At 75.3% G+C, this 21,941-nt stretch carries 18 protein-coding genes and 2 pseudogenes; 7 read left to right on the forward strand and 13 right to left on the reverse strand.

Annotation, left to right across the window (positions count from 1 at the left end; genetic code table 11):
- Positions 1 to 45: 45 nt before the first annotated feature.
- From ACSHWO_RS29830 to ACSHWO_RS29845, 4 genes are all read right to left on the reverse strand, one after another.
- Complete coding sequence (locus ACSHWO_RS29830; RefSeq protein WP_438316666.1) at positions 46 to 660, reverse strand: Rv1733c family protein; 615 nt, start codon at positions 658 to 660, stop codon at positions 46 to 48.
- Positions 661 to 801: 141 nt separating this feature from the next.
- Positions 802 to 1,626: an MOSC domain-containing protein gene (locus ACSHWO_RS29835; RefSeq protein WP_438316670.1), complete on the reverse strand. Its 825-nt coding sequence runs from the start codon at positions 1,624 to 1,626 to the stop codon at positions 802 to 804.
- Positions 1,627 to 1,788: 162 nt separating this feature from the next.
- Positions 1,789 to 2,316: a DUF6643 family protein gene (locus ACSHWO_RS29840; RefSeq protein ID WP_361090020.1), complete on the reverse strand. Its 528-nt coding sequence runs from the start codon at positions 2,314 to 2,316 to the stop codon at positions 1,789 to 1,791.
- A gap of 246 nt (positions 2,317 to 2,562) precedes the next feature.
- Positions 2,563 to 3,732: a glycosyltransferase gene (locus ACSHWO_RS29845; RefSeq protein WP_361090024.1), complete on the reverse strand. Its 1,170-nt coding sequence runs from the start codon at positions 3,730 to 3,732 to the stop codon at positions 2,563 to 2,565.
- A gap of 300 nt (positions 3,733 to 4,032) precedes the next feature.
- Here ACSHWO_RS29845 and ACSHWO_RS29850 point away from each other — a divergent pair, with 300 nt between their 5' ends.
- The gene (locus ACSHWO_RS29850) at positions 4,033 to 4,827 is read left to right on the forward strand and encodes a glutamate racemase (protein WP_361090027.1); all 795 of its coding nucleotides are present in this window, start codon (positions 4,033 to 4,035) and stop codon (positions 4,825 to 4,827) included.
- Between the two features lie 55 nt (positions 4,828 to 4,882).
- Here the strand turns inward: ACSHWO_RS29850 and ACSHWO_RS29855 are convergent, their stop codons facing one another.
- Together ACSHWO_RS29855 and ACSHWO_RS29860 are read right to left on the reverse strand one after the other, a co-directional pair.
- Positions 4,883 to 5,818, reverse strand: a complete 936-nt coding sequence (locus ACSHWO_RS29855) for an ADP-ribosylglycohydrolase family protein (RefSeq protein ID WP_438319309.1) — start codon at positions 5,816 to 5,818, stop codon at positions 4,883 to 4,885.
- 94 nt (positions 5,819 to 5,912) lie between these two features.
- Positions 5,913 to 6,509 carry a hypothetical protein gene (locus tag ACSHWO_RS29860; protein ID WP_438316674.1) on the reverse strand — a complete coding sequence of 199 codons (597 nt, stop codon included), beginning with the start codon at positions 6,507 to 6,509 and terminating at the stop codon, positions 5,913 to 5,915.
- Between ACSHWO_RS29860 and ACSHWO_RS29865 the strand changes: the two are divergent.
- The 4 genes and pseudogenes from ACSHWO_RS29865 to ACSHWO_RS29880 form a co-directional block, all read left to right on the forward strand.
- A pseudogene (locus tag ACSHWO_RS29865) lies at positions 6,419 to 7,113 on the forward strand (FAD-dependent oxidoreductase); the annotation flags it as partial. The gene ACSHWO_RS29860 and the pseudogene ACSHWO_RS29865 overlap by 91 nt on opposite strands.
- 127 nt (positions 7,114 to 7,240) lie before the next feature.
- Entirely contained in the window at positions 7,241 to 7,756 is a 516-nt protein-coding gene (locus ACSHWO_RS29870; protein WP_385812161.1) for a hypothetical protein, read from the forward strand.
- 85 nt (positions 7,757 to 7,841) lie between these two features.
- A complete protein-coding gene (lnt, locus tag ACSHWO_RS29875) occupies positions 7,842 to 9,458 on the forward strand; it encodes an apolipoprotein N-acyltransferase (RefSeq protein WP_438316677.1) in 1,617 nt (538 codons plus the stop codon).
- A 35-nt stretch (positions 9,459 to 9,493) separates the two neighbouring features.
- Positions 9,494 to 9,958: pseudogene (locus tag ACSHWO_RS29880) on the forward strand (NUDIX hydrolase); the annotation flags it as partial.
- A gap of 144 nt (positions 9,959 to 10,102) precedes the next feature.
- Here the strand turns inward: ACSHWO_RS29880 and ACSHWO_RS29885 are convergent.
- The gene (locus ACSHWO_RS29885; RefSeq protein ID WP_438316680.1) at positions 10,103 to 10,867 is read right to left on the reverse strand and encodes a trypsin-like serine peptidase; all 765 of its coding nucleotides are present in this window, start codon (positions 10,865 to 10,867) and stop codon (positions 10,103 to 10,105) included.
- Positions 10,868 to 10,993: 126 nt separating this feature from the next.
- The gene (locus ACSHWO_RS29890) at positions 10,994 to 12,502 is read right to left on the reverse strand and encodes a glycosyltransferase family 39 protein (protein WP_438316683.1); all 1,509 of its coding nucleotides are present in this window, start codon (positions 12,500 to 12,502) and stop codon (positions 10,994 to 10,996) included.
- Between the two features lie 165 nt (positions 12,503 to 12,667).
- On the opposite strand from ACSHWO_RS29890, the gene ACSHWO_RS29895 reads away from it, so the two are divergent.
- Entirely contained in the window at positions 12,668 to 13,957 is a 1,290-nt protein-coding gene (locus tag ACSHWO_RS29895) for an ATP-binding protein (RefSeq protein WP_361090042.1), read from the forward strand.
- Positions 13,958 to 14,114: 157 nt separating this feature from the next.
- Here ACSHWO_RS29895 and ACSHWO_RS29900 read toward each other — a convergent pair whose 3' ends face one another.
- The 5 genes from ACSHWO_RS29900 to ACSHWO_RS29920 form a co-directional block, all read right to left on the reverse strand.
- Entirely contained in the window at positions 14,115 to 14,687 is a 573-nt protein-coding gene (locus tag ACSHWO_RS29900) for a hypothetical protein (protein WP_438316686.1), read from the reverse strand.
- Positions 14,684 to 16,354 carry a protein kinase domain-containing protein gene (locus ACSHWO_RS29905; RefSeq protein ID WP_438316690.1) on the reverse strand — a complete coding sequence of 557 codons (1,671 nt, stop codon included), beginning with the start codon at positions 16,352 to 16,354 and terminating at the stop codon, positions 14,684 to 14,686. The genes ACSHWO_RS29900 and ACSHWO_RS29905 overlap by 4 nt, the downstream gene beginning before the upstream one ends.
- Positions 16,355 to 16,466: 112 nt before the next feature.
- Positions 16,467 to 17,723 (reverse strand): Tm-1-like ATP-binding domain-containing protein, encoded by a 1,257-nt coding sequence (locus tag ACSHWO_RS29910; protein ID WP_361090051.1) that lies wholly within the window; start codon positions 17,721 to 17,723, stop codon positions 16,467 to 16,469.
- Between the two features lie 48 nt (positions 17,724 to 17,771).
- Positions 17,772 to 18,263: an NUDIX domain-containing protein gene (locus tag ACSHWO_RS29915; RefSeq protein ID WP_438316694.1), complete on the reverse strand. Its 492-nt coding sequence runs from the start codon at positions 18,261 to 18,263 to the stop codon at positions 17,772 to 17,774.
- A 53-nt stretch (positions 18,264 to 18,316) separates the two neighbouring features.
- A complete protein-coding gene (locus tag ACSHWO_RS29920) occupies positions 18,317 to 19,348 on the reverse strand; it encodes a cation diffusion facilitator family transporter (protein ID WP_438316697.1) in 1,032 nt (343 codons plus the stop codon).
- Positions 19,349 to 19,499: 151 nt separating this feature from the next.
- Between ACSHWO_RS29920 and ACSHWO_RS29925 the strand changes: the two genes are divergently transcribed.
- A complete protein-coding gene (locus ACSHWO_RS29925) occupies positions 19,500 to 21,935 on the forward strand; it encodes an FHA domain-containing protein (RefSeq protein WP_438316700.1) in 2,436 nt (811 codons plus the stop codon).
- Positions 21,936 to 21,941 lie beyond the last annotated feature (6 nt).

Consider the following 21,941-nt stretch of genomic DNA (forward strand, 5'->3'; position numbering starts at 1 on the left):
CCGGGGGCTCCACCGTAGCGCGCGGAAAGCCGTCGGGAGGCCAGGTCAGCTGCCTGCACCCGCCCGGCCCCAGTCCGGTCCCGCCGCCGCCCAGGCCCGGTCCAGCCGCACGTACCTGCGGTGCACGAGCCGGCGTACGACGAGCCTGCGGGCGGTTTCCGCCAGCGCCGCGGCGCCCACCGCGACGGCGAGGCCCAGAACGGCCGCATGTGCGCTGGCGGAGTCGGGGTCGAGCGGCCGGGTCACGAGCCGGCCGCGCAGATCGGTCCATATCCGGAACCGGTCGCCGGCCCTCGGCGGTTCCTCGGCCGCCGGGACCGTCCCCTGGTGGCTGCTGCCGTCCGGTGCCGTCCACGCCGCCACGATCCGCGTACGCTGCGGGGCCTGCCGCTGCGGCTCCGGCTCGCCGCCCGCGCCCTCCGGCGGTTCGGCCGCGGCCGGTCGGACCACCACCGCCGGGACGAGGTACCGCTCCTGCCGCTGTTCGCGCGCGGCCCGCTGCAGCGCACCGTCCACCCGCAGGCCCGTCACACAGCCGACGGCCGGTGCCACCAGCAGGACGCACACCAGCGCGGCGAACGCCACCCACGCCTCGAAGAGATCCGTAGGCCGGCACAGCGGATTGCGCCGCCAGCGCCACACACCCATTGCTGCCCGCACGGTCCGGCACCCCCTTGCCTCCGTCTGACTCAGGCACGTTCCGGATGATCCAACGGCCGTCCCTCGGCGGTTGGTTCCTGGGATCCGCCAGAGCCCCCCGAAGGTGTCATTCCAGGTGTCGTCCCGGGGGTGTTCCACGGGTCATTCCAGGACGCGGACCTCGTCGCCGACGCGCACGGTGCCCGTCCGCACCGGCACCAGCAGCCGCCCGAACGCCAGCGACTTGCCGATCCGCCGGTGCCGGGCCAGCGTCTTCAACGGCTCCTTGCCGCGCTCCGCCGTCCGCTGGTCGGACGTGGTCACGATGCACCGCCCGCACTCCCGCGCCCCGCGGAAGACGGCGTCGCCGATCGCGACGCGCCGCCACCCGTCCTCCGCCCAGGCCTCGGCCCCGGCGACCACCACATTGGGCCGGAACCGGTCCATCGGCAGCGGACCCTCCTCGGGATGGTCCCCCCGCGCGATCAGCGAGTTGAGGGCGTCCAGCGACGCCAGCGTGGTGAGCAGCACCGGGTAGCCGTCGGCGAGGCTCACGGTCTCACCGGGCAGTGCGTAGTCGGGGTCCACCGGACGCCGTACGGCCGGGTCGTCCATGTGCACCAGCCGAACCGGAATCCCGAGGTAGGTGCTGAACCAGTCGCCCCCGGCGCGCGCCGCGACCACCGTCTCGACCTTCTTGCCGAACAGCGCCACCGGCTCCAGCGGCCCCGGCTCCGGGACCTCCACGACCAGGCCGGCCATGCCCGGCGCCGCCACCGCGACGCCGCCTCCCTCCAGCGGACGCGCCGAAGCCAACGCCAGCCGCGGCTGTTCGCGTTGCGTGATGACCTTGCCCGCGGAGTCGACCAGCGCCCAGCGCCGGTCCGCGGACAGGCCCCAGGGCTCCACGGCCACCTCGTCGGGAGCTGCCCCCGCCACCGACTTGACGGGGTGGACGTGCAAGGACCGGACATACAAGTTCGCCATGGGGGCATCCTGCCAGGCGCCCCTCGGCAGCCCCAGCGGGTATCGGCGGCCGGATCCGGGTCGGTCAGGACCGGGGCCGGCCGCGTCCGCGCGGCTGCCCGTCGGCACGCGTGCCCCGCTCCCGGGGGGAGGGCCCGCACGCGTGCCGCGTACGCGCGGGCGTCAGTAGGCGCGCCCCTGGTACTGGCGGCCGTACGGGTCGTCGTACGAGGGGCCCGCGGCCGGCGCCGCCACCTGCATCGGACGCGGCGCCGCCGGACGCATCGCCTCGTACCCGGCGCCCGCGGCGACCGGGCGGGGCGGCTGCGGCTGCGCCTGCTGCATGTACCCGGCGCGGGCTGCCACCGGCTGCTGCTGCGGGATGTACGGCGCGGGCGCGTTCTGCAGCGGCATCGGGGAGGGCGCGCCCTGCCCCTGGTACGGATACCCGTACCCGCCGGTCTGCTGCGGCTGTGGAGGCATCGGTGCCGGGGGCAGGGCGGCCGGGAGCGCGGGCAGCGCGGAGGCGAGGGCCGGCAGGTACCCACCGCTCGAGTAGCCGGAGCTCGGCGAATCGTAGGCGGCCGGAACACGGATCGGGGCGATCTGCGGAGTGCCGCGTTCCGCCACGAGCGAGTCGTAGATGGGAGTGTCCGGGAAAGAGGGCGCGGAGTAGTAACCGCCGCCATAAGTGGAGCGGGGGGAGGTCATGGGACCTAAGTTAAGCCCACGGCTTCACCGGGTCCATAGCGAGGTGTGACGAAGGCCGCGCTGACCTGCATATTCGCAGGTCAGCGCCACACCTTTCACTTCACGTTCACGTGCACGATACGTCACTTGCGTACCTGCTTGTCCCGACTCGTGCTTGACCGTTGGGTGTTGCACCGACTTGCCGCTGACGCAGCGTCACAATGCGGTGACCTGGGATGACATCGGTTCCGGCGGCAATTCGCCGTTTCAGACATCACTCGGACGGGCATAGGTCCGGCCCTTCCAGGCCGCCCCCCGACCCCGGTAGTGCTGCACGGCCGAATCGACGGTCATCAGCAGGTACAGGAGTGCCGTGAGCGGAAGCAGGGGCGCCAGTGCCGCCGGCTGCCGGTAGTAGCGCAGCATCGGAAGGTACGTTCCGGTCATCAGCAGCCAGGCGAGGCCGCCCGCCCAAGCCGTCCCGGCGTGCCCCGCGGCGAGCCCGGCGAAGAGGGCGGCCGGGGGGACGAGGTAGACCAGGACCAGCCCGGCCACCGTCCCCGCCAGCAGCAGCGGCTGGTGCCGCAGTTGGGCGTACGCGCTGCGCGCGACCATCCGCCACAGGTCCCCGAGGGCCGGGTACGGGCGCACGCTGTCCACCCGCTCTGCGAGCCCCAGCCAGATCCGCCCCCCGGAGTCCCGGACGGCCCGGGCGAGGCAGACGTCGTCGATGACCGCCTGCCGGATCGAGTCCGGCACGCCGGCCCGCACCGCCGCCTCCGTGCGCAGCAGGACGCAGCCGCCGGCCGCGGCGGCCGTCCGGCCGGTGGGGCGGTTGATCCGGCGGAAGGGATAGAGCTGGGCGAAGAAGTAGACGAACGCCGGCACGACGAGCCGCTCCCAGAAGCCGGCGACCCGCAGCCTGGCCATCAGCGAGACCAGGTCGAGGTCGGCGGAGGTCGCGGCCGCGACCAGCTCGCGCAGGCTGTCCGGTTCGTGCGCGATGTCGGCATCCGTGAGGAGGAGGTACTCCGGTTCGGCCTCACGCGCGGTGCGGGCGAACGCGATGCCGTGGCGCAGCGCCCACAGCTTCCCGGTCCAGCCCGGATCCGGCTCGCCGGGGGAGACCACGGTGAGCGGCAGCCCGGGCTGCACGCCGGCCAGGCGGCGCGCCAGCGCGCCCGTGCCGTCCGTACTGCCGTCGTCGACCAGGATGACCTCGGCCCGGCCGGGATAGTCCTGGGCGAGGAGGGAGGGGAGGCTGCACGGGAGCACCTCCGCCTCGTCCCGGGCCGGGACCACGACGGCGACGGAGGGCCACCGGGCGGGGGCGGTGCGAGGGGGGAGCCGGACGTCCGTCCGCCAGAACATGCCCTGGGCGAACGTCAGCCAGATCCAGGCGGCGAGGGAGGCGCACGCGGCGCCGAGAAGGCCCATGCGGGCAGTCTGCCGAACGCGGAGCCCCCCTGTCCCGCACCCGCACGAGCCGCGTCCCGCCCCGCCGCCGCGGGGTACGGTCCCGGACCGCCCGGACCGCCCGGACCGCCCGGACCGCCCGGACCGCCCGGACCGCCCGGACCGCCCGGACCGCCCGGACCGCCGGCCGGGGAGCCGCGCCGGGCGGTGGCGGAAGACGCCGCCGGGGCCCGGTGGCCGGCGGCCTACGGGGGTGTGTGTCGGGGCACAGCCGGGGGTCGTCGGCGGTGGCGGAGGGGGCGGGTCGATTAAGGTGACCGGGTGATGATCGCGCTCATGGACTCCGGAATCGGCCTCCTCGCGGCTGCCGCCGCGATGCGGCGGCTGCGGCCCGACGTCGACCTGGTCCTGTCCTCCGACCCCGTCGGCATGCCCTGGGGTCCGCGTACCCCCGAGGACCTCACCGGGCGTGCGCTCGGTGTCGCCCGTGCCGCCGCCGCGCTCCGCCCGGAGGCGCTGATCATCGCCTGCAACACCGCCACCGTCCACGCCCTGCCCACGATCCGGGCGGAGCTGGAGCCCGCCATCCCGGTGATCGGCACCGTGCCGGCGATCAAGCCCGCCGCGGCCGCCGGGGGTCGGGTGGCGATCTGGGCCACCCCCGCCACCACCGGCAGCCCCTACCAGCGCGGGCTCATCCGCGACTTCGCCTCCGGGGCGCGCGTCACCGAGGTCCCCTGCCCGGGGCTGGCCGACGCCGTCGAGGCGGCGGACGAGGCGGCCATCGCCGACGCCGTCGCGGCCGCCGCCGAACTGACCCCGGCCGACGTCACCGACGTCGTCCTCGGCTGCACCCACTACGAGCTCGTCGAGGCGCCCATCCGGGCCGCCCTCGCCGCCCGGACAGGCGGGGTCGAGCCGACCTACCACGGTTCCGCCGAAGCCGTCGCCCTCCAGGCGCTGCGCCGCATCGGCGCCGCCCCGGAGCCCGCCCTGCCCGCCACCGGAGGGCTGACCGTGCTGCTCAGCGGCGACGAGGGCGCCCTGCCCGCCGCCGCGCTCGGCTACGCCGAGGGCCAGCTGCTGGCCGGGCAGGGCGCCGCCGTCGGGCGCTGACCGCCCCCGGCGTCACCGCCCGGCCGCCGGTGTGGCCGCCGCGCCCCCTTCGGCGCTACCGCCCAGCCGGCCCCGCCGCCAGTCGGAGGGCCAGGGTGCACAGGTCCTCCGCGTCCAGGACGCGGTCCCCGAAGCCGGGCAGCGGTACGTGCAGAGGGGCCGTCCACTCCACCGGGATCGCCGCCCGGCCGTAGCGGACGCCGGCCAGCGTGCCCGTGACCGCCGCGACCGTGTCGGTGTCCCCGCCCAGGTCCACCGCGGCCCGCACGGCCTGCGTGAAGCCGGTGGTGGTCCGCACCGCCCACACCGCCGAGCCCAGGCAGGGCCACACCGCACCGTTGAACTCGGTGGCCAGGCCCGGGTGCCAGTCCGGGGCGAGGACGCGCGCGTACCGCTCGCGCTGCTCCGGGTCCACCGCCGCGAGCGCCTCGGGAACGCCGTCCAGCGGATCGCCGCCGGCCAGTCCGACCCGTACGAGCTCGTGCAGGACGGCCGTGCCCTCCCAGGCCGCCGGGTCGCCGTGGGTGAGCGCCGCGATCCGCCGGGCCACGGCCATCGTCGCCTCCCGCCCCCCGGCGGCGAAGTACACCGCGGACGTCGACGCCCGCATCAGGGAACCGTTGCCGGCTGCCCGCGCGTTCACCTGGAAGTGCAGCGCCGCGGCCAGGTCCCACGGGTCGCCGCCGGTCAGCACGGCCTCGGTCTGGAGCCCGATGTCCTTCGGCCCGGCTGCCGCCCAGCGCCGGAACCGGTCGAAGACGTCGGGGAGTTCGAGGCCGCCGTGCTCCAGCAGCGATTCGCCGACGAGTACGGCCATCTGCGTGTCGTCCGTGGCCTCGCCCGGCTCCCAGCCGCCGCCCCCGCGCATCTCCGCGCCGCGCGCGCTCAGTTCCCCCGCGGGCCCGAACTCGTAGGGCGCACCCAGGGCGTCGCCCACGGCCGAGCCGAGTACGGCACCGACGGCCCGGTCCGTCCGCTCCGTCCGGTCCACCCCATCTATACGGTTGTTTCGGCGGTTTCGACTGTCCGGGTCCTTTCGGTCGATCTGGTCGTTGCGGTCGTTCGGGCTGAACTGGTCGGTCACGTCAGCTTTCCTCCCCTGATGGGCCGGGTCGTACGCCGGCCAGCACGTCCCCCGCGAAGGCGTCCAGGTCGTCGAGCCGGGCCGCGGCCAACGTGTCCGGCGCCCCGGTCAGCAGGTGCCAGACCGCACCGTGCCGGGCGAGCGTGAGGGTGCGGGCCTGCGCGGGCCCGTCCGGGAGCCCGGCCGCGCCGAGCAGCCGGCGGTGCGCCGCGAAGTCCGCCGCACCGATCGGGTCCAGCAGTGCGGCCAGCCACGGCCGCCGCGCCGCCTCCGTCTGCAACTCCAGACAGGCCGGGACGCGCGGCCGCCCCGCCCCGGCCGCGTCGCGCAGCAGCCCCGCGAGCAGGGCCGCCGGCCCGGGCCCGGTCGGTCGGGCCCGGGCCCGGGCCGGCCGGGGCGGCCGCCACGGCCCGGTACCGCTCCGCGCAGCGCTCCGCCACCGCCAATCCGGGGACCCCCGGCACCGCCGTCGTCGTCGGAGCCGGTGTCGGCGGGCTCGCCACCGCGATCGGGCTCCGCCGCGCCGGCCGGACCGTGACCGTGCTGGAACGGCGCACCGCACCGGAACGCCACGGAACCGCCTTCGGTATCCCCCCACCGCCCAGGCGCCATCGACCGGCTCGGCCTCGGCGGGGCCCTGCGGGCGCGCGGTCCCGTACCGCGACGCGCGGATCAGCCGGCCCGACGGGACCGTGTTCGCCGCCCTCCCGCTCGACCGGATCGAACGCAGAGCGGGCCGCCCCGAGCCGCTCGTCTCCCGCCCGCACCTGCTCGACGCCCTTCTCGACGCGCTCGACCGGCTCGGCGGCACCCCGATCGCGTACGGACGGCGGCTGACCGACCCGGCAGGCACCTTCGCCGACCTCGTCATCGAACGCCGACGGCATCCGCAGCGCCGTCCGCACCGCCCGCTTCGGCACCCGCAGCTCCGTGCGCCCCTCGGCACCGTCGCCTGGATCGGCACCGCCGGCGTCGAGACCGGCGTCCACGGCGAGACCGGGGGCGCGGGCCGGTTCTTCGGCATGACCCCGGTCCTGGTCGGCGACGCCGCCCACGCCATGACCCCCAACCTGGGCCAGGGCGCCCGCACCGCCCTGCTCGATGCCGAGGCCCTCACCCGTGCGGTCGCCGCCCGCGGCCGGGCCGGGCTGCCCGCCGCCCCGCGCGCGTACGGCGCGGAACGCCGCCGGCCCGCCGCCCGTCCGGGTTTGCCCGCGCCGCGCGCGGACAGGTGCGGGGCAGAGCGGCCGGCCCGGCGATCGGGCCCCTCGGGCCGGCCGCCGGCGCGAGGCGGTGGCGCACATGCGGAACGTGAGTACGCTGCTACTCATGACGGGTCACCCTTCAGGTCCGCTGTGGACGGGCCGGGCAACCAACCGCGTGCAGTGGGTGCTGGCCGCGGCCGGCGCGGCCGCCCTGGCCCTCGGCATCGAGCTCGCCGTCGACTCCCCCTGGAGCTCCGGCATCGTGCCCCTGCTGATGTCGGTGATCGGCTGCCTGGCCGTCGGCGTCCTGATCCTCTACGGCACCCTCGCCTTCGTGGAGGTCACCGTCACCGTCGACGCCGAGGCACTGGAGGTGCGCTGCGGCCACATCGGGCTGCCCCGCCGCAGGGTCCCGCTCGCCGAGGTGGTCTCCGCCGAGTACGTGGCCCACGTCACCCCGCACCAGTGGGGCGGCTGGGGCCACCGCTGGCGCCCCGACAAGGGCACCGCCATCATCGTCCGCCGCGGCGAGGGCCTCGCCCTCCACCTCGGGGACGGCAAGCTGTTCACGGTCACCGTCGACGACGCCGAGAACGCGGTCCGTGTCATCCGCGCCCATCTGCGTGCCCTGGCCGGCTGAGCCGCCCCGGCCGACCGCCCCCGCGGGCCCGCCGCCGGACCGGCGCGTGCGGGCCCTCCCGGACCGGCCACGTACACTCCGCCAGATGAGCAGCAGTGTCACCGAAGAGCCCCGCGCCACCGGAGCGGAACCCGCCGCCGGAGCCGAAGCCGCCGCGACCCCGTCCGCCCGGGCGCCCCGGGGGAAGAGCGCCGCTGCCGTCCGCGCGGCCCTCGCCGCCGCCTCCGGCGTGTTGCTCTACCTCAGCTTCCCGCCCCGCCCCCTGTGGTGGCTGGCCCCCGTCGCCCTCGCCGTGCTCGCCGGCTGCCTCCACGGCCGCCGCGCCCGCGCCGGCTTCGGCCTGGGCGTCCTGCACGGGCTGGGCTTCCTGCTGCCGCTGCTCGTGTGGACCAGCGAGGGCGTCGGCCCGGTCCCGTGGCTCGCCCTGGCCACCCTCGAAGCCCTCCTCATCGGCCTCACCACCCTCGGTGTCTCCCTCGTCACCCGGCTCCCCGCCTGGCCGCTGTGGGGCGCCGCCGTGTGGACCGCCGGCGAGGCGCTGCGCGCCCGCGCCCCCTTCGGCGGCTTCCCGTGGGGCAAGCTCGCCTTCGGGCAGGCCGACGGGTTCTTCCTCCCCCTCGCCGCACTCGGCGGCACCCCGCTGCTGTCCTTCGGCGTCGCCCTGTGCGGTTTCGGGCTGTACGGGGCCGTGCGCGCCGCCCGCCACCAGCCCCGCCGCAGCGTCGCCGCCCTGGCCGCCCTCGCCGTTGCCGCCCCCGTCGGTACGGCGCTGGCCGCCCGTCCGCTGGTCTCCGACGCGGCCGAGGACGGCACCGCCGTCGCCGCCGTCGTCCAGGGCAACGTGCCGCGCGCCGGCTTCGACTTCAACGCCCAGCGCCGGGCCGTCCTCGACAACCACGTCAAGCGCACGGTGCAGCTCGCCGAGGACGTCCGGGCCGGCCGCGTCCCCCGGCCCGACTTCGTGGTCTGGCCGGAGAACTCCTCCGACATCGACCCGTTCACCCAGCCCGACGCGTACCGGGTCATCGACGAAGCGGTCAAGGCCGTCGGCGTGCCCGTCGCCATCGGCTCCGTACTGGCCCCGGAGACCGGGCCGCTGCGCAACACGATGATCCAGTGGGACCCGGTCAAGGGCCCCACGGACACCTACGACAAGCGCAAGATCCAGCCCTTCGGAGAGCGCATCCCGATGCGGTCCTTCGTCCGGCTCTTCAGCGCCGACGTGGACCGGGTGCAGCGCGACTTCGGCCCCGGCAAGGAGCCGGGCGTCTTCGACATGGCGGGCAGCGGCGTCGGCATGGTCACCTGCTACGAGGCGGCCTTCGACGACGCCGTCCGCTCCACCGTCCGCGCGGGCGCCCAGGTGATCGCCGTACCGAGCAACAACGCCACCTTCGGCCGGACCCAGATGACCTACCAGCAGCTCGCCATGGACCGGGTCCGCGCCGTCGAGCACAGCCGCACCGTCCTCGTGCCCGTCACCAGCGGCGTCAGCGCCGTCATCCGCCCCGACGGCAAGGTCGTGCAGCAGACCGAGATGTTCACCGCGGACGCGCTCGTCGCCGGGATCCCGCTGCGCTCCACCGAGACCCCCGCCACCCGCCTCGGCCCGCTGCCCGAGTACGTGCTGCTCGCGCTGGCCGCCGGCGGTTTCGGCTGGGTCCTCGCGCTCCGGATCCGTGCCCGCCGCAGCGCCGCCTGAGCGGTGCGGCGGGGTCGGCCTCGTATGGTCGGGGCATGACCACTCCTGAGTTCATCCGCGAAATCCGGGCCCATGCCGGGAACCGGCTGCTCCTGCTGCCCGCCGTGACCGCGGTCGTCGTCGACGACCGCGGTCACGTGTTGCTCGGGCGGCGCTCCGACAGCGGCAGGTGGGCGGTGGTCGGCGGGATCGCGGAACCGGGCGAGCAGCCCGCCGACACCGTCGTGCGCGAGGTCTACGAGGAAACGGCCGTGCGGTGCGTTCCGGAGCGCGTGGTGATGGTCGAGATGCTGCAGCCGATCACCTACCCCAACGGCGACGTCTGCCAGTTCCAGGACATCACCTTCCGCTGCCGGGCGATCGGCGGTGAGGCGCGGGCCAACGACGACGAGTCGCTGGAGGTGGCCTGGTTCGCGCCCGACGCCCTGCCCCCGCTGGACCGGTTCGGCCTGGACCGCGTCCGTCGGGCCCTGGACGACGAGCCGACCTGGTTCGCGCCCGCCGCCGAGCTCCCGGAGGAGGTCCCGGTCGGGCACCGCGCGCAGATCCCGGCCGACCGGCGGGCCGGCGCCCCGGCATGGGTACCGGAGGGCATCCCGGAGTAGCCCCGGCGTCAGGGCGCCCGCGAGTCGGCCGCCCGTGGCTCAGTCCTCGCCGGCCGCCTCGCGGTACAGCTCCACCGCCCGGTCGCCCATCACCGCGCTGTACGAGACGTCCGGGTCGGTGCCCCCGCCCTCGTGGCCGCCGAGCACCCCGGCCACGGCCCCGGCCACCAGCCACGGGCTGCCGCTCGTGCCGCTGCTGAGGTCGGGGCAGTCGATGCGGCGCTGGGTCCCGGAGTACAGGGCGGTGGTGTTCGCGCAGCGCAGCGGGGCGTCCTCGGTGCTCGGGTAGCCGACGATCGTCACCGCCGCGTCGCCCGGCTGTTCGGCGGCAACGGGGAACCCGCCCACCGCGTCCTCGACGTACGGGCCCTGGCCGCCTTCGACCGGGACCACCGTGGCGAAGGCCAGGTCGGCGTCCGGGTCCTGGCCGTCCGTCCAGTCCGGTGCCACGAACGCGCCGGTGAGCCGCCACAGCCCGTGCGGGGCCCTGCCGTCGCGGTAGCCCGGTGCGAAGAACGTGTTCTGCGGGTCGCCCACGCAGTGCGCGGCCGTGGCGATCACGTCGCGGCCGTCGCTGCGGACCACGGCCGCGGTGCAGAAGTGGCCCCCGCCGAGGCCGCCGGCGAACAGCGGGCCGACCCGGTCCGCCGTCGCGTCGGGTATCGCCCCCGCCGTCACGCCCAGCGGTGGGACCGCACCCGCGTCCGGCATGTTCAGGCTGAGCAGGACGGCCATCGCGGCCAGCGCCGCAAGCGTCCGGGAGGTCCGGCGGGCGGCGGAGCGGCGGGCCGGTCGGAGGGGCATGCGCTGGATCATGTCCCGAGCCTCCCCGTCGAAACTATGACCGGAGCCCGTTATTCCATATGAATCTGCTGTGAATCCCGGTGGCCCGCGGTCCGGGATCGACGTCGCCGGGCCCGCGGCCCGGCGCTAGCGGCGCTCGTACACCGTCACCCGGCGGCCCCGGACCTGCCGGTCCTCCACCACCCTGAAGTGCTCCTTCAGCACCGCGGCCTTCGCCGCGTCCCGCGCCGCCCCCGACGGCTTGGCCACCTTCGCCGAGTCCGTGACCAGCAGCACCCGGGGCTGGCGGAGCAGATCCGCCCTGATCCGCGCCGGCTCCGCCTCCTCGCCCTTGAGCGTCGCCGAAGCGACCGGGCCCCGCTCCAGGGCCAGGTCCGACAGCCCCGCGAAGGCGCCCGGGGAGACCAGCGCCGTGTCCCGGCGGGCCGCCGGAACGAACAGCACCGCGTCCCCCGGCCGCTTCAGCCGGGCCACCTCGCCGGCCACCGCCAGCACGTCGTCGACGCGGCTCCCCGGGGCCCGCTTGCCCAGCTCCACCGGCAGCATCGCCACCACCGCGATCCCGACCACGGCCGGCACCAGCAGCCGCGCCGCCCGGGGGAAGCGCGGCGCAGCGGCCCGTACGGCGGCGCCCAGCGCGGCTCCGATCAGCAGCGCGAGGCCGACCATGCTGAACAGCACGTACCGGTCCAGGAACAGCGGCTGGGCCAGCGAGATCCCGATCAGCGCCAGCTGCGGCACCGCCAGCAGCGGCAGACCCACCGCCGCCAGCGACAGCCGGCCCGCCCGCGGCCGGTCCAGCCACGCCCCCAGGCCGCCGACGGCCAGCAGGATGGCCGGGCCGATCATCATGTGCCAGGTCAGCGGCGGTATCCACGAGACCTGGTCGGACTGGCTCCGGCTGAACAGGACCAGCGGCAGCGCCCCCGCCACCGCACCGGCCGCGGCGGCCGCCCAGCGCCCCACCACACCACGGCCCGCGCCCGCCCACCAGAGCGTCGCGGCATGCGCGGGCAGGACCAGCAGCGACAGCCAGTTCAGCAACGCGCACACCAGCACGGTCAGCCCGTACGCGGTCCAGCGCGGCCAGACCCGCCCCCCGGGCCCCCCGGGAGAGCCCGGGCCGGCCGTCCCGCCCGCCCCGCCGGCCACGCTCCCGCCGTCCGGCACGAGGGACACGAGCAGCAGCGTCGACACCCCCACTCCCGCAGCGACCAGCGCGTACGGACGGCCCTCCTGGAGGTAGAACTGCACCGCCGGCAGCAGCGGCAGCGCCAGACCGCCGCCCAGCCCCGCCCAGGACCCGGCCAGCCGCCGGCCGATCAGCGCCGTGCACGCCGCGGCGCCCGCGATCGCCAGCACCGAGGGCAGCCGAAGCGTCGTCGTGCCCGCCCCGAACACCTCGAAGAGGCCGTGCATCAGCAGGTAGTACAGGCCGTGCACGGCATCGACGTTGCCGAGCATCGCCCAGATCTCGCCCGCCGAGCGCCCGGCCGCCACCTGCCACGTCGCCGCCTCGTCGCGCCACACGCTGTCCTGCCGGGACAACCCCCACAGGCCGAGGCCCAGGGTCCACAGGACCGGTACCAGCCACACGAGGGTCCGCCGTCGGCCTGCGGTGATGTCGGAAGTCATGAAACGGATCGGATCCTCGCTGGGCACCTCGGGCGGAAAGCACCAGTCTATGGACGACACGGACGGTTTCCCGACCCGCTGTTGTGCACTGCGGAGCGAGAGCCGGCGCCCCGCCCGCACCTAGCCTCACCCCAGCAACGACAAGGCAACGAGGGGCGGTACCGGGTGCACTGGCTCATCCACGACTACCGCGAGAGCGATCTCGCCGCGGTCGTCCACCTGATCGACAGCACGGCAGAACTCGGCCAGGAGTCCGTCTTCTCGCTCGCCGAGTGCATCGGCGCCCTGACCGACCGGCAGCCCTGCGTCGTCGCCGTCCACCAGGGCGTCCCCATCGGGGCCGCGCTCGCCAGCGTCACCGGCGAACGGGCCTGGGTCATGCGGATCGCGATCGCCGCCGGCTGGCGCGGCCGGGGACTGGCCAGCGCGCTCCTCGTCGAGCTGGAGCGCAGGCTCGTCGCGGCCCGGGTCGGCCGCATCGCATACGTCCTGCCTGAGGAGGACCTGCTCGGGGAGGGGCTGCTCAACGCCGGCTACACCCGGCAGCCCGCGGTCGCCTACTTCGAGAAGAGCGAACCGCTCCACGGGCCCGCCGCCGGTCTCCTCGCCGACCTCGGCGGCCGCTTCCTGCCCAGCGGCCTGTGGGCCGGGGTCGCCGGCATGGAACGGGAGAAGGACCTCATCGAGCGGCGCGTCGTCCTCCCGCTCGCCGAGCCCGAGCGGGCCGCCGCGCACGGCGTGCGGCCGCCGCGCGCCATCGCACTCTTCGGCCCGCCCGGCACCGGCAAGACCACCTTCGCCCGGGCCATCGCCTCCCGCCTCGGCTGGCCCTTCGTGGAACTGCTGCCCTCCCGGCTCGCCGACGAGGGCAACCTCGCCGCCGCGCTGCGCGACGCCTTCGCCCGGATCGCCGAGCTGGAGCGGGTCCTCGTCTTCATCGACGAGGTCGAGGAGATCGCCCCCGTGCGCACCGAGCCCGCGCACCCCGGCGGCATCCACGGGGTCACCAACGAACTGCTCAAGCTGATACCCGGATTCCGGGAGGGCGACGAGCGGCTGCTGGTGTGCGCCACCAACTCCGTCCGCTCGCTGGACCCGGCGTTCCTGCGGCCCGGCCGCTTCGACTACCTCATCCCGATCGGCACCCCGGACGCCGCCGCGCGCGCCGCGATCTGGTCCCGGTACACGGCGGAGCGCGCGGACGTGGACGTGGCCGCCCTGGTGGGCGCCACCGAGCTGTTCACCCCGGCGGACATCGAGCACGCGGCGCGCATCGCGGCGCAGGTCTCCTTCGAACGGGACCTGGAGGCAGTCGGCGCGCACCGTGCGGCGGGGGACCGGCCGGGCGCCACCACCGAGGACTACCTGGCGGCGGTCGCGCAGTGCCGGCCCACCGTCACCCCGGCCATGACCGGCGAGTTCGAGGCCGACATCACCGCCCACGCCCGCTTCTGACCGCCGGGCCCCCGCCGCAGGCCCACCCCTCGGGCGGCGCGAGCGGGTCGGCTACGGTCCTGCCATGGGCTTCGTCGTCTTCATGACCCTGCCGGGGCTGGCGCTGCTGCCGACCTGACCGCAGGCCGCGCCGTCATCCACCTGCCCCCGGACGGCCTCAGCGGGGGCAGTGGTAGGTGAAGTGGGTCGTGGCCGTGCGGCGGGTGGGGGAGAGGAGCTGGATCTCGGCCGCGGCCGGGTAGGTGCCCTGGCCGCGGAAGGTCCACAGCAGGTGGAGGCGGGCCTCGTCGCGGCCCTTCGGCACCTGTTCGGTGAGCTGGTCCGAGTGGGTTCCGTCGCTGCGGACCCAGCGGTACGCGACCGTCCCGGGGCGCCCGTTGGTCCGTACGACGGCCACCACGTCGGCGGTGGCACCGCAGCCCGGGTTCTCGCCCGTGGAGGTGCCCACCGCCAGCCCCCGTACCTCCAGTCCCGGCCCGAACCGCTGCCAGGCCAGGTACGCCAGCACGGCGAGCAGCACGGCGCCGGCGAGGGTGTAGCGGCGCCATTCGCGGCGGCGCCGCCGCGGCGGGACCACCACCGGGAAGGGGGCGGGCACGGCCGCGGTCACGCCCGGCCCGAACCGCATCACCGAGCCCTCGACCCGGTCCGGGGCGGCGTCCTGCGGTGGCGGCGGCCCGCTGATCCAGTGGCTGCCGAGGACGGTTGCGCTGTACTCGTCGTCGCTCACGCGGGATTGCACCTCCTGAGCAGCAGGCTGTCGGTCGCCGGGCCCCCGCCGGCCGCGGGGGACGTCGTGACCCGGACGCCCCAGGCACAGCCGCCGCCCTTGAAGTCGTGCGTCACGGGTGCCGCGGCCGCCATGGCCGTCAGTGTCCCCGCGCCCACGGTGTAGTCGTACCGCGTGGTGCCGTCGGGCTCGGAGAACGGGTCGTCGTCGCCGCCGGTGAACCACTGCACGGTGACCTTCACCGTGCCCGAACCGCCGGCCTTGATCGTGATCTCCGCCGCCCCGGTCTCGTCGCCGGTCTGCGTCAGGTCCACCCCGACCGCGTACACGACCGGCGCGGGGGTCGGGGTGGGCGGCGTGGTCGGCGGCTGCTGCGGGGGAGTGGTCCGCGGCGGCACCGTCACCGAGCGGCTCGGACTCGCCCCGGGTCGCGTGGTACGCGTCGGCGAGGGCGATGCGGCTGCGGACGCCGACGCCGACGCCGACGCCGACGCCGACGCCGAGGCCGAGGCCGACGCTGAGGGAGACGGGGAAGGGGACGGGGAGGGCGACGGGGACGGGGAGGGCGAGGGGCTCCGGCTCGCGGTGCCGGAGGGGGCGGGGCTCGACGTGGCGAACGAGTCGGCCGCACGGGCACCGCCCGGCTCTCCACCCGAGGCGCTCGCCGTCAGCCCGGCCACCACCCCCAGCACCAGTGCCGCACCCGCCGCGATGGTGCCCCGCCGTCCCGGCGCCCAGCCGGAGCCCCGCCCCAGCGAGGTCGTCGCCACCGCCGTGGTCCCGGAGGCCGCGCCGCCCGCCGACGGGAACAGCAGGGGTAACAAGGCCGCCAGCGCCACCAGCTTGCGCTGGCCGCGCTCCTCCCAGTCCGGCCCGTACCCGGCCAGCGCCGCCCGCTCCAGCTCCGTGACGAACGCCTCCGCGTTCTCCGGGCGCTGCTCCGGCGCCTTGGCCATGCCCCGCCGGATCAGCGGGCGGACCGGCTCGGGGGCCTCGTCCTCCGGTACGGGCGCCTCCACGTGCTGGACGGCGAGCTCCGCGAGGTTCTGCCCTGGGAACGGCTTGCGCCCCGTCAGGCACTCGAAGAAGGTGGCCGTCGCCGCGTACACGTCGGCCGCGGGCGTGGCCGGCCGGCCCTGCCACTGCTCGGGCGCCATGTACGCCGGGGTGCCCGCGACGCCGGGCGTGGTGTCGCGGCGCACCGCGATCCCGAAGTCCACCAGATTGGACAGGCCGTCCGCCGCGACCAGCACGTTCTCCGGCTTGTAGTCGCGGTGGACGACGCCCGCCCGGTGCGCCGCCGCCAGACCCAGCAGCGAGCCCTTGAGTACGACGAGGGCGGCCTCGGGATCGGCCCGCCCGGACTGCTTGAGCACGGCGCGCAGCGAGATCCCGTCGACGAGCTCCATCACGATGGCGGCGCCGCCGGGCGCCTCCACGTACTCGTACAGCCGGACCACGTACGGTGAGTCCAGTCCGCCGAGCAGCCGCGCCTCCCCGCGGAACTCGGCGACGAACGCCGGGTCCCGGCGCAGCCCGTCGGAGAGGTACTTCACCGCCACCGGCGTGCCGGTCGCTCCGTGGACGGCGAGGACCACCCGTCCGCTGGCGCCGGATCCGAGTTCCCGGACGTGCACGTACCCGGGCACCGTCCAGCCGTTCGTCATCGTCCGCCCCCTGTCCGCCCGTTCCGCCGGGCCCGGGGCCCGGCGGCGGCGCGATCGGCCACCCCCGGGGACACGGTTTCCGCTGCGGCCGGTTCCCAATCCGGCCGGGGACTCAGGCCGCGGCCCGCTCCGCCCTGATGACGGCGTGCAGCCGGTCGGCGGCCGCCCGCCCGAAGGCCGGGTCGTTGATGTGGGTGTCGTAGTCGCGGACGGCGGCCGCGCTGCCCCGCAGCCCCTCCCGCAGCGCCGAGAACAGGGCCCGGTCCGCGGCCGGGTCGTGGTAGGGGCCGCCCGGCGCGCCGAGCGTGGACAGGCCCTGGAGCGGGACGCAGACCTCGGTCGGCCCGACGGCCGTACGGAGCTTCGCCGCGATCCGGCGGCCGAGCTCCGCGCACTCCGCCTCGGTCGTGCGGATCACGGTGATGGACGGGTTGTGCACCCGGACCCGCCGGTAGCGCGCCCGCTCGGGCAGTGAGTCCAGCGGCCCGAACTTGACCATGTCCAGCGCCCCGAGGCCGACCACCTGGGGGACCCCGGCCCGGCCGGCCGCGGTGAGCCGGTCGGGGCCGGCGGTCAGGATGCCGCCGCACAGGTCGTCCGCGATCTCGCTGAGCGTGAGGTCGAGGACGCCCGCGAAGACGCCCTGCCCGGCGAGGGTCTCCAGGGTGCGGCCCCCGGTGCCGCTGACGTGGAAGACCAGGACCTCGTAGCCGAGTTCGGTCAGCCGCTCCCGGGCCGCGTCCACGCCGGTCGTGGTCACCCCCGCCATGCTCGCCGCGACCAGCGGGCGCGAGCCGGAGCCGGGCCGGGCCGGTCGGCGCAGCTCCAGGCCGGCCCGCTCGTGGGCCCGGGCCATGCCGGCGGCGGCCGCCACGGCGTTCGCCAGGACCGGCTCGGAGATCCTGTTGAGCCCCGCGATGTCCACCACGCTGTACATCATCGTGATGTCCGAGGATCCGACGTACGGGGCGACGTCCCCGGACGCCATGGACGACACCATCACCTTCGGCACGCCCAGCGGCAGTGCGCGCATCGCCCGCGTGGCGATGGAGGTGCCACCGCTGCCGCCGATGGCGAGCACCGCGTGCAGCCGGCCCTCGGCGTGCAGGCGCAACAGGGTCGCCTCCGCACCGAGGGCCATCGTCGTCACGGCCGCGCCCCGGTCGGCGGCCGCCCGTAACTCCGCCAGGTCCGCCCCCGCCGCCCGGGCCACCTCGCAGCGCGGTACGTCGGCGGGCACGCGCGGCTCGCCCATGACGCCCGTGTCCACCATGACCACTTCGATGCCGGCGCGCCGCAGCCCCTCGCGCAGCCAGCCGTACTCGACACCCTTGGTGTCCAGGGTTCCCACCAGCACGACGTTCGTCATACGTGCAATGTCCGCTCGGGTGGGGTTTGTTGGCAAGCCAAGGTCAAGTCAACCTTGCAGCAACGTGAACAGCCGCTCCAGGAAAGTGACTTGGGAGGGGATCAGTTTCACGCGGGCCGTCTCCGGGTCGAACCAGGCCACCTGGTCCAGCTCGGGGAACTCCTCCACCCGGCCCGAGCGCGGCGGCCACTCCATGGTGAACGTCCCCGGCACCATCAGCGCCGGGTCGAGGTCCGCCCGCACGGCCCAGATCACCACCTGCTTCCCACCGGGCATCCGGGCCTCGCCCAGCGGAAGGTACGGGCCCTCCGGCGGCGGCAGCCCGATCTCCTCGGTGAACTCCCGCCGGGCCGCGTCCAGCGGGGCCTCGTCCTCCCCGTACTCCCCCTTGGGGATCGCCCAGCCGCCCTCGTCCCGGCGCGCCCAGTACGGGCCGCCCATGTGTCCGAGGAGCACCTCGACCCCGGTCTCCGCCCCGGGGGCCGCGGGTCCGGACGCCTCGCGGAAGACGAGCAGTCCGGCGCTTCGTTTGTTCGTCATGGCCGGATGTATGCCCCGCCGGGCGGCCGGTCACGGGTCCGTACGCCGGCGTGTCAGTGGTCGTGCGGGCCCTCCCGGTGCACCGGTCCGTGGGACTCCGCGCAGTGCGGGTCGGCCGCGACCTCGCCCGCGCGGCCGACCGTGAGCAGGGCCTCGTGGGCGTGGTCCACCTGCAGGGTGGTGTGGGTGATCGCGTACTCCTTCGCCAGCAGCCGCTCCAGGTCCCGGCGCACGGCGTGGCAGTCGCCGGCCGGCTCGACCAGCACGTGCGCCGAGAGCGCCGCCTGGCCCGAGGTGATCGTCCAGATGTGCAGGTCGTGGACCTCGGTCACCGGGGGGTGCGCGACCAGCCGGTCGCCGACCGCGTCCGGGTCCACGTGCGCGGGGGCGGCCTCCAGGAAGATCCGACCGGACTCGCGGACCAGCCCGTAGCCCGCCTTCACCATCAGCACCACCACCACGAGCGTGGCGATCGCGTCGGCCTGTACGAAGCCGGTGGTCAGCACGATCAGACCGGCGACGGCGGTACCGATGAAGGCGAACAGGTCGTTCAGGATGTGCTGGTAGGCCCCCTCGACGGCGAGCGAGGAGCGGTTCGCCCGGGAGATGCACCAAGCCGCCGCCACGTTCACGACGATGCCCGCGAGGGCGGTGACCAGGACCAGCCCGCCCGCCACCGGCGGCGGGTCGATCAGCCGCTGGACCGCCTCGTACGCCAGCCACAGCGCGAGCAGCAGCAGCGTGAGCCCGTTGGCCTGGGCGGACAGTATCTCCGCGCGCTTGAGGCCGAAGGTGTAGCCGCCGCGCGCCGGGCGGGCGGCGAGCCGCATCGCGATCAGCGCGAGGACGATCGAGACGGCGTCCGTCAGCATGTGGGCGGCGTCGGAGATCAGGGCCAGCGACTGCGCGATGATGCCGACGACGACCTCGACGGCCATGAAGGCACCGATCAGACCGAGCGCGATGGCCAGCCAGCGCCGGTCGGCGTCCGCGGACACGCCGTGGCTGTGCCCTGCGTGGCCGTGGCCGTGGCTGTGGTCGGGGCCGCCCGGCCCGTGATCGTGATCGTGGTCGTGCACGCCCATGGCGTCCCCCGTCTGTTCGGTTCCGACGCGTGAAGTGAAGCGCACTGCGAAGCAATGGGCAAAGGCTGCAACGGGGACCGTTGTCATTACCCATAACACCGCGCTGACCTGCGGTTATGCCGCCAGGTTCGGGCCGTGCCACAATCGGCTCATGGTCCAGCGCCCCGGTGTGCCGACCGCGCCCGAGCTCGTCCTGGAGACCGACTCGGGCTCCACCACGATGCGCCCGGGCCGCACGTACCACGTGGGCCGCGACCCCCTCTGCGACGTGTGGCTCCAGGACGCCCGGGTCTCCTGGCACCACGCGGTCCTGCGCACCGACGGGGACCACTGGACCGTCGAGGACGAGAACAGCACCAACGGCACCTGGGCGGACGGCCACCGCATCCGCGAGCGGACGATCGGCGCCGGCAGCGAACTCCGCTTCGGCAACCCCCACGACGGCCCCAGCGTCCGCATCGTCCGCATCATCGGCCACGGCCGACCCGCGCCGGCCGACCTGCCCACGGCACCCCTGCCCATGGTCCCCCCGTTCCCGTCCCCGGCTCCCGCGGACACCACCCGGCGGCCCGACTCCGTCTCCGAACCGTCCCTCACCAGCACCTTCCGCGAACCCGCCAGCATCCACCCGCTGCCCCCGCGCGCCGTCGTGCGCATCGGCCGCGACCAGGACAACGACCTCGTCATCCAGGACCTGATCGTCTCCCGCCGGCACGCCGAACTGCGCGCCCACGCCGACGGCACCCACGAGATCGCCGACCTCGGCAGCCACAACGGCACCTACCTCAACGGCGCCCGCATCACCGCCGCCCCCCTCGCCGAAGGCGACATCATCGGCATCGGCCACACCGCCCTCTGCCTCGTCGGCGACCGCCTCCAGGAGTACGTCGACACCGGCGAGGTCTCCCTCGACGTCCAGGACCTCACCGTCGCCGTCGACCGCGGCCGCAAGACCCTCCTCGACCAGGTCTCCTTCCCCGTCGGCGCCCGCTGCCTGCTCGCCGTCGTCGGACCCAGCGGCGCCGGCAAGTCCACCCTCCTCGGCGCCCTCACCGGACTGCGCCCCGCCGACCGGGGCACCGTCCTCTACGACGGCCGCGACCTCTACCGCGACTACGCCGAACTGCGCAGCCGCATCGGCCTCGTCCCCCAGGACGACATCCTGCACACCCAGCTCACCGTCCGCCGCGCCCTCGCCTACGCCGCCGGACTGCGCTTCCCGCAGGACACCGCCCCGTCCGAGCGCCAGGCCCGCGTCGACGAGGTCATCGGCGAGCTCGGCCTGCAGCAGCGCGCCGACCAGCCCATCCACAGCCTCTCCGGCGGCCAGCGCAAACGCGTCTCCGTCGCCCTGGAACTGCTGACCAAGCCCTCGCTGCTGTTCCTCGACGAGCCCACCTCCGGCCTCGACCCGGGCATGGACCGCTCCGTGATGCACATGCTGCGCGGCCTCGCCGACGACGGCCGCACCGTCATCGTCGTCACCCACAGCGTCCTCAGCCTGGACGTCTGCGACCGGCTCCTCGTCCTCGCCCCCGGCGGCCGCATCGCCTACTACGGCCCCCCGCGCGAAACCCTCGCCTTCTTCGGCTTCGGCGAGTGGCCCGAAGCCTTCGAGGCGTTCGAGACGCAACGCGGCCGGGACTGGGCGGGCGAGTACCGCGCCTCCGCCCATCACCAGCGCTACGTGCAGAACCCCGCCCACCGCCCCGGCGCCGACGCGCTGCACACAGCCGAGCCGCCGGCCGATCTCGCCTCCGCCCCGCCCAAGGCCCAGAGCTGGGGCGCCCAGCTGTCCATCCTGATGCGCCGCTACGCCGCAGCACTCAGCGCCGACCGCACCTTCCTCGTCATCATGATCGCGCTGCCGTTCGTGATGGGCGCCATGGCCCGCGCCCTGGCCGGCAGCTCCCTCACCGGGGAGACCGCGATCAACGCCCTGCTGATCCTCTGCGTCGGCGGAGTCCTCACCGGCGCCGCCAACGCGGTGCGCGAACTCGTCAAAGAGCGGGTGATCTACCAGCGCGAACGGGCCGTCGGCCTGTCCAGATCCGCGTACCTGATGTCCAAGGTGCTGGTGCTCGGCGCCGTCACCGTCGCCCAGGCCGTGGTCCTCACGCTCGTCGGGCTGTACGGGGTGGACACCAACGCGCCCGGCGGCCGAGGCGTCCTGATGCCACCGCTCGTCGAGATCACCCTCGCCGTCGCCCTGCTGTCCTTCACCGCGATGATGCTCGGCCTGCTCGTCTCCGCCCTGGTCCGAAAGGAGGAGGTCACCATGCCGCTGCTGGTCCTCCTCGCCATCGTCCAGGTCGTCTTCTGCGGCGCGCTGCTCCGGCTGGACGGCGTCCCGGTGATCGGCCAGCTCGCCTGGCTGGTCCCCTCCCGCTGGGCCCTGGCAGCCATGGCGGGCACCATCGACCTCGGCGCGCTCGTCCCCGGCGACCTCACCGACGACCCGCTCTTCGCGCACCGCGCCGGCGTGTGGCTGCTGGACCTCGGCATGCTGGTCGCCCTGTCCGTGCTGTTCGGCGTCCTGGTCGCGCGGCTGCTGCGCCGCCACGAGCCCGCCATCATGCGGAAGTAGCGGCAG

This window comes from Streptomyces pallidus (ex Mingjun et al. 2026), assembly GCF_051550185.1.
Classification (GTDB): domain Bacteria; phylum Actinomycetota; class Actinomycetes; order Streptomycetales; family Streptomycetaceae; genus Streptomyces.